This is a genomic window from Mesorhizobium sp. M2A.F.Ca.ET.042.01.1.1 (genome assembly GCF_003997405.1).
Taxonomy (GTDB): Bacteria; Pseudomonadota; Alphaproteobacteria; order Rhizobiales; family Rhizobiaceae; genus Mesorhizobium.
Window position 1 is genome coordinate 1 of record NZ_RZRX01000304.1, and the last position, 6,361, is coordinate 6,361.

General features: G+C 64.7%; 5 protein-coding genes and 1 tRNA gene. 4 read left to right on the plus strand and 2 right to left on the minus strand.

Annotated elements, in window-relative coordinates; translation table 11 throughout:
• From EOA23_RS30035 to sucD, 3 genes are all read left to right on the plus strand, one after another.
• Positions 1-954 (plus strand): CoA ester lyase (locus tag EOA23_RS30035; RefSeq protein WP_145966521.1); only part of this gene is annotated, 954 nt, incomplete at its 5' end.
• 20 nt (positions 955-974) lie between these two features.
• Positions 975-2,162 (plus strand): malate--CoA ligase subunit beta, encoded by a 1,188-nt coding sequence (locus tag EOA23_RS30040; protein ID WP_127306795.1) that lies wholly within the window; start codon positions 975-977, stop codon positions 2,160-2,162.
• Between the two features lie 127 nt (positions 2,163-2,289).
• The gene (gene sucD / locus EOA23_RS30045) at positions 2,290-3,189 is read left to right on the plus strand and encodes a succinate--CoA ligase subunit alpha (protein ID WP_095815516.1); all 900 of its coding nucleotides are present in this window, start codon (positions 2,290-2,292) and stop codon (positions 3,187-3,189) included.
• A gap of 150 nt (positions 3,190-3,339) precedes the next feature.
• Here the strand turns inward: sucD and EOA23_RS30050 are convergent.
• Positions 3,340-3,424: transfer RNA gene (locus tag EOA23_RS30050), tRNA-Leu, on the minus strand.
• Between the two features lie 182 nt (positions 3,425-3,606).
• Here EOA23_RS30050 and lipB point away from each other — a divergent pair.
• Entirely contained in the window at positions 3,607-4,350 is a 744-nt protein-coding gene (gene lipB / locus EOA23_RS30055; RefSeq protein ID WP_127306796.1) for a lipoyl(octanoyl) transferase LipB, read from the plus strand.
• A gap of 182 nt (positions 4,351-4,532) precedes the next feature.
• On the opposite strand, the gene EOA23_RS30060 is transcribed toward lipB, so the two are convergent.
• Positions 4,533-5,783, minus strand: coding sequence for an SRPBCC family protein (locus EOA23_RS30060; protein ID WP_126060222.1), 1,251 nt, complete (start codon positions 5,781-5,783; stop codon positions 4,533-4,535).
• Between the last annotated feature and the right edge of the window lie 578 nt (positions 5,784-6,361).

Consider the following 6,361-nt stretch of genomic DNA (forward strand, 5'->3'; position numbering starts at 1 on the left):
ACCATCAACCACCTGAAGAAGCTCAGGCTCCAGCGCAGCGAGCTGGCCGTGCCCGGTTCCAGCCCGGAAATGATCGACAAGGCGGCGAACAGCGCCGCCGACTTCGTCTTCCTCGACATCGAGGATGCGGTGGCGCCGCCCGACAAGGAACGCGCCCGCAAGAACATCATCCAGGCGCTGAACGACATCGACTGGCGCGCCAAGGGCAAGACCGTCTCGGTGCGCATCAACGGCCTCGACACGCATTACATGTACCGCGACGTCGTCGACGTCATGGAACAGGCCGGCGACCGTCTGGACACCATTCTGGTGCCGAAGGTCGGCGTGCCCGCCGACCTCTATATGGTCGAGGCCATGGTCAACCAGATCGAGATGGCCAAGGGTTTCAGGGCCCGCGTCGGCCTCGAAGCGCTGATCGAGACGGCGCTCGGCATGGCCAATGTCGAGGCAATCGCGGCCACGCCGGGGCGGCTGGAGGCCATGCATTTCGGCGTCGCCGACTATGCCGCGAGCAACAAGGCGCGCACCGTCAACATCGGCGGGTTGAACCCTGACTATCCCGGCGACCAATGGCATTTTGCTTTGTCGCGCATGACGGTCGCCTGCCGCGCCTATGGCTTGCGCGCCATCGACGGGCCGTTCGGCGATTTCTCCGATCCTGAAGGCTACAAGGCGGCCGCCAGGCGCGCCGCGGCCATCGGCATCGAAGGCAAATGGGCGATCCATCCCTCGCAGATCGCTCTCGCCAACGACGTATTTTCGCCGCCGGAGAAAGAGGTCACGCGCGCCCGCCGCATCCTCGAGGTGCTGAAGGAGGCGGAGGCGCTAGGCAAAGGCGCAGCCGCCCTCGACGGCAAGATGATCGACGCCGCGTCGGAGCGCATGGCGCGCAATGTGCTGGTGGTCAACGAAGCGATCGAGCGCGCCAGTCAGGCGCACGCCGCCGCGCAGTAGAAGAATACCGGGAGGACAAGATGGACATCCACGAATACCAGGCCAAGGAATTGCTTGCCCGCCACGGCGTGCATGTGCCGCGCGGCGGCCTCGCCTACAGCCCCGAGCAGGCGACCTACCGCGCGCGCGAGATCGGCGGCTCGAAATGGGTGCTGAAGGCGCAGGTTCATTCCGGCGCGCGCGGCAAGGCCGGCGGGATAAAACTCTGCTCGAATGACGAGGAGATCTCCAACGCGGCGGAAGCCATGCTCGGCCGCAAGCTGGTGACCCAGCAGACCGGCCCGCGCGGCAAGCTGATCTCGCGCCTCTATCTTGAGGAAGCCGTCGACATCGCGCAGGAGCTCTATCTCGGCTTCGTGCTCGACCGCAAGGAAGAGCGCGTCATGATCGTGGCCTCGGCCGCCGGCGGCATGGAGATCGAAGACATCTCCGAAAAGCAGCCGGATTCGATCATCCGCGCCACCGTCGATCCCGGCGTCGGCATGCAGGGTTTTCAGGCGCGCGAGATCGCCTTCGGCCTCGGGCTCGATAGCGATTTGATCGGCAAGACGACCGAAACCATCCTCGGCTGCTACCAGGTGTTCCGCGACTACGACGCCTCGATGCTGGAGATCAATCCGCTGGTTGTCACGCGCGACGGCAGCCTGGTCGCGCTCGATGCGAAAATGTCGTTCGACGAGAACGCGCTGTTCCGCCGCCCGGAAATCTCCGAACTGCGCGACAAGAGCCAGGAAGACCCGCGCGAGACTTTCGCCAGCGACCGCGGCCTCTCCTATGTCGGGCTCGACGGCAATATCGGCTGCATCATCAACGGCGCAGGCCTCGCCATGGCGACGATGGACATGATCAAGATCGCCGGCGGCGAGCCGGCCAACTTCCTCGACATCGGCGGCGGCGCCTCGCCAGAGCGGGTGGCAAAGTCCTTCCGCGCCGTGCTCGGCGACAAACAAGTCGAGACGATCCTGGTCAACATCTTTGCCGGCATCAACCGCTGCGACTGGGTGGCCGAAGGCGTCATCAAGGCGATCCGCGAGGTCGGCGTCGACGTGCCGCTGGTGGTGAGGCTTTCCGGCACCAAGGTCGAGGAAGGGCGCAAGATCCTGGCCGATTCCGGCGAGGCGGTGATCGTCGCCGACACGCTGGCCGAGGCCGCCGAAAAGGCCGTCGCCGCCTGGCGCGAAGCCACCAAGAACAAGAAAGCAGCCTAGAGCCGGATGATTTCAGGTCGAATCGAACTGAAATCTGAATCCGTCTCTAAAATCAAACAGATAGAGCATGATGTCGTCCGAAAACCGCTTCACACTTTTCGGCATCATGCTCTAGGGAGGTCGAGAAATGGCAATCCTGCTCAACCGCAGCACCCGCGTCATCGTGCAAGGCTTCACCGGCAAGATCGGCAGCTTCCATGCCGAAGACATGAAGCGCTACGGCACCAAGCTGGTCGGCGGCGTCACACCCGGCAAGGGCGGCCAGACGCATCTCGGCCTGCCGGTCTTCAACACCGTCAAGGGCGCGGTGCGCGAGACCCGCGCCGAGGCGAGCATCGTCTTCGTGCCGCCGCCCTTCGCCGCCGATTCGATCATGGAGGCGGCGGATGCCGGGATAAAGCTCTGCGTCTGCATCACCGACGGCATCCCCTCGCAGGACATGATGCAGGTCAAGCGCTACATGCGCCGCTACCGCTTCGAGGACCGCATGCGCCTGGTCGGCCCGAACTGCGCCGGCGTCATCACGCCTGGACAGGCGCTGATGGGCATCATGCCGGGCAGCATCTATCTGCCGGGACGCGTCGGCATCGTCGGCCGCTCCGGCACGCTGGGTTACGAGGCCGCCTCGCAGATGAAGGCGCTGGGCATCGGCGTGTCGACCAGCGTCGGCATCGGTGGCGATCCGATCAACGGCTCGTCCTTCAAGGACATATTGCAGCTCTTCGAGCGCGACGACGATACCGACGCCGTGGTGATGATCGGCGAGATCGGCGGCCCGCAGGAAGCCGAAGCCGCGATCTGGGCGCGCGACAATATGAGAAAGCCCCTGATCGCCTACATTGCCGGGCTTTCCGCACCGAAGGGAAGGCGCATGGGCCACGCGGGCGCGATCATTTCGGCCTTCGGCGAGTCGGCGCAGGAAAAGGTCGAGATCCTCAAGGAAGCCGGCGTCGTCATCGTGCCCACCCCCGCCTCCTTCGGCGAAGTGGTGGCCGACACGCTGGCGCGGACGAAGAAGGCAGCGTAATCCAGCCCGAGCTTTGAACCGGCTAGGAATACCAGGCGGTGGCGCGGTCTTCATGGCCCGCCGCCGCTTTTCGTTTGGCAAACGAGCACCGCAGGCAGCAGCGAAAACAGTCGCAGGGCAGCGCTAATTCCAAAGCCTTTGGAGAAGGTTTGGTGCGGTCGAGAAGACTCGAACTTCCACGGGTTGCCCCACAGCGACCTCAACGCTGCGCGTCTACCAATTCCGCCACGACCGCACGTGGTAGGAGCCGGAACCGTCCGGCCCGGGGCCTGTAGCAAATCGTTTCCGGCGAAACAAGTGCGCTGAGCGGAATATTCGTCGCTCATTTGCACAACCCACTACGGCTCGGCTTCACACTGGTGAAACTGGACGTTTTGGCCAATTGCCGCCATATGAGAGGAACATCGAGAAAGTTCCATGACAGAACGCAGCCAGATCGCCACGTCGTTCCTGCCCCTGCCCGGTTCGGCGCCGGTGGAATGGGTGATCGAACCAGGCCTGACCTCCTATCCAGACGCGCTGGCCTTCATGGAGGCGCGCGCCGAGGCGATCCGCAGCGGCGCTGCCGGCGAGATGGTCTGGCTGGTCGAGCATCCGCCGCTCTACACCGCCGGAACCAGCGCGCGTGGCGAAGACCTGATCGATCCCGACCGCTTTCCGGTCTTTGCCGCGGGTCGCGGCGGCGAATACACCTATCACGGTCCGGGACAGCGCGTGGCCTATGTCATGCTCGACCTCAAGCGCCGGCGCGAGGATGTGCGCGCCTTCGTCGCAGCGCTGGAGCAATGGATCATCGAAACACTTGCCGCCTTCAATGTGCGCGGCGAGCGGCGCGAGGACCGCGTCGGCGTCTGGGTGGTGCGACCGGATCGGCCGGCCCTGCCCGACGGCTCGCCGGCCGAGGACAAGATCGCGGCAATAGGCATCCGGCTGAGGCGATGGGTGAGCTTCCACGGCATCGCCATCAATGTCGAGCCGGACCTCGGCCATTTCAGCGGCATCGTGCCCTGCGGTGTCTCGGACCATGGCGTGACCAGCCTCGTCGACCTCGGCCTGCCGGTCACGATGGCCGACCTCGACCTGGCGCTGAAAGCCGCTTTCGAGGATGTGTTCGGACCTGCCGCCGTTCCGACCGCGGAGCCAGTTCGGAAGGCCGGCTAAGCCGCTCCGCCTAGGGGTGTGTTGAGATTCAGGTCAGGCCGAGTCGGAGTCGAAGACGGGCGCGAAGCGACCAAACAAGGCGGGTTCCGAGAACCGGAGCGGAGCGTACTTATAGTACGCGAGCACCGGAAGCGCAGGAAGCCGACATTTGTAGGCCGGCCTCACCTGAATATCGACACACCCTACATGAGCTGCGCGGAGGCCCACAGCATCCCATAGCCATGGATGGCGAAGACCGCGAGCAAAGCGCCGGCCATGACCAATCGGTCGAAGGTCTTGATCGGCTTCAGCTCGTGACGCGGCTTCACGCCGCTGCCCACGGTGATCAGGCTGAGGATAGAGAACACCGCGCCGGCGATCAGCAGGAAACTCGGCGAGAAACCGGCCCGCCAGCCAAGCGCGAGAAGCGCGGACAAGAGCAGGAAGGACGCCAGCGCGAGTACCGCCGGGCCGGGGCAGATCTGGCGCAGCACCTGGCCGCCGTCGAATTTCCACACCGGCACCAGATTGGCGATGTTGAACAGCGATGCGCAGCCGGCAAGCGTGGCCAAAAGCGTCGCGGCCAGGCGATGTCCTTCGCTGCCGGCGAGGCCGCTGGCGGCGATCAGCACCGGCACCAGGAAAGCGGAGAAGCCGGCGCCCATCAGCGCCACGAAAGCAACCTCGAAGCGGCTGTCATAGGGCCTGCCGCCGATGGCAATGCCGCCAAGCAGCGGGATGAAGATCATGCGCGCCCGGCGATGTCCCGTCAGGCGGAAGGCGGCCATATGACCGAGCTCGTGCAGGGCGACCACCGAGGTCAGGATCGCGGCCAGCGCCAGCCCGCCGATACTGAGGCCGAAGAACGGCCACAGGATCAGGGCCGAGAGCACGGCGAAACCGATCTGGCTCAGCGGATGCTCGAACCAGCCGCCCTTGCGATAGGTACCGGTTGCCGCCCAGACATCCAGCTTGCGCAGCTCGCGGCGCATGGCGAAGAAGCGGAAGACCAGGAAGGCAACGCCGCGATATCGGTCGGTTTGTGTGAGCGTGACCCGCGTGGCATCCCCCTCCGGCACAAGCGCGGCGGTCTCGCGATAGTCCGCCCAGAACGACGGATCGAGCGCCGTGTCCTCGATGACGGTCATCGAGAAGCGGCTGCCGTCGCTGACATCCTCGAACCGCGACTTGCGTTCGATCGGCCGCCCGTCCCGGCCGTCCCAGGACAATCTGATCAGCGCCGTCCCCTCTTGGTCGAGCGGCTCGGCGGAGAGGATTTCCCCGGACCACCCGGCGTCGCTGCCGAACGGCCACAACGCCTGCCAGAGGCGCTCGCGGTCGGCCTTGATCACGCGGCTGACCGTCACCGTGCGCGACCCGAGCGGCACGGTCATCAAAAGGAAGATCAGTCCGAGATTGCCGGCCACGAGGGTGACCGTGACGAAGACCGACACTTGGCTCCCCTGTCTTGGGCTCCTGTCTGGATGGGCAGCCTACGTCGGCGCGGCCAAGAAAGACTTAACAACAACGGCCGGGCTCTTGCCCGTCCCAGGCGGGTTCTTGCCCATCCCGCAAGGGCGGGCCCTCGCCCGCCCGAAACAGCGGCGGCAAGGCCGCCTGATCACATGGCGCCGATCCAGATCGCCATGGAAACGAGAAAGGTGCTCATGCAAACCAGCGAGACGACATCCTGAACCAGATCAGACATAACTCTCTCCGTTGTTAGTATGTTCGTAATTTGTTCTAATTTTGTTCGAATGTCAACGACCCTCGATAGCCCGGCGGAGCGAATCCGCGCGGTCCGTTTGCGCAGGGTTAAGGAAAGGTTGACGAGGGATGGGGTTCGTTGCGCGGAGCCAGGCCAAGCCGAGATTCGGATCAGGCTGAGTCGAGGATGGTAGGTTCCGAGAACCGGAGCGGAGCGTACTTAAAGTACGTGAGCACCGGAAGCGCAGGAAACTGCCGTCCGCAGGCCAGCCTCATCCGAATACCGGCTTGGCCTACAGAGGCACCACCTTGCCCTCGGCCAGCG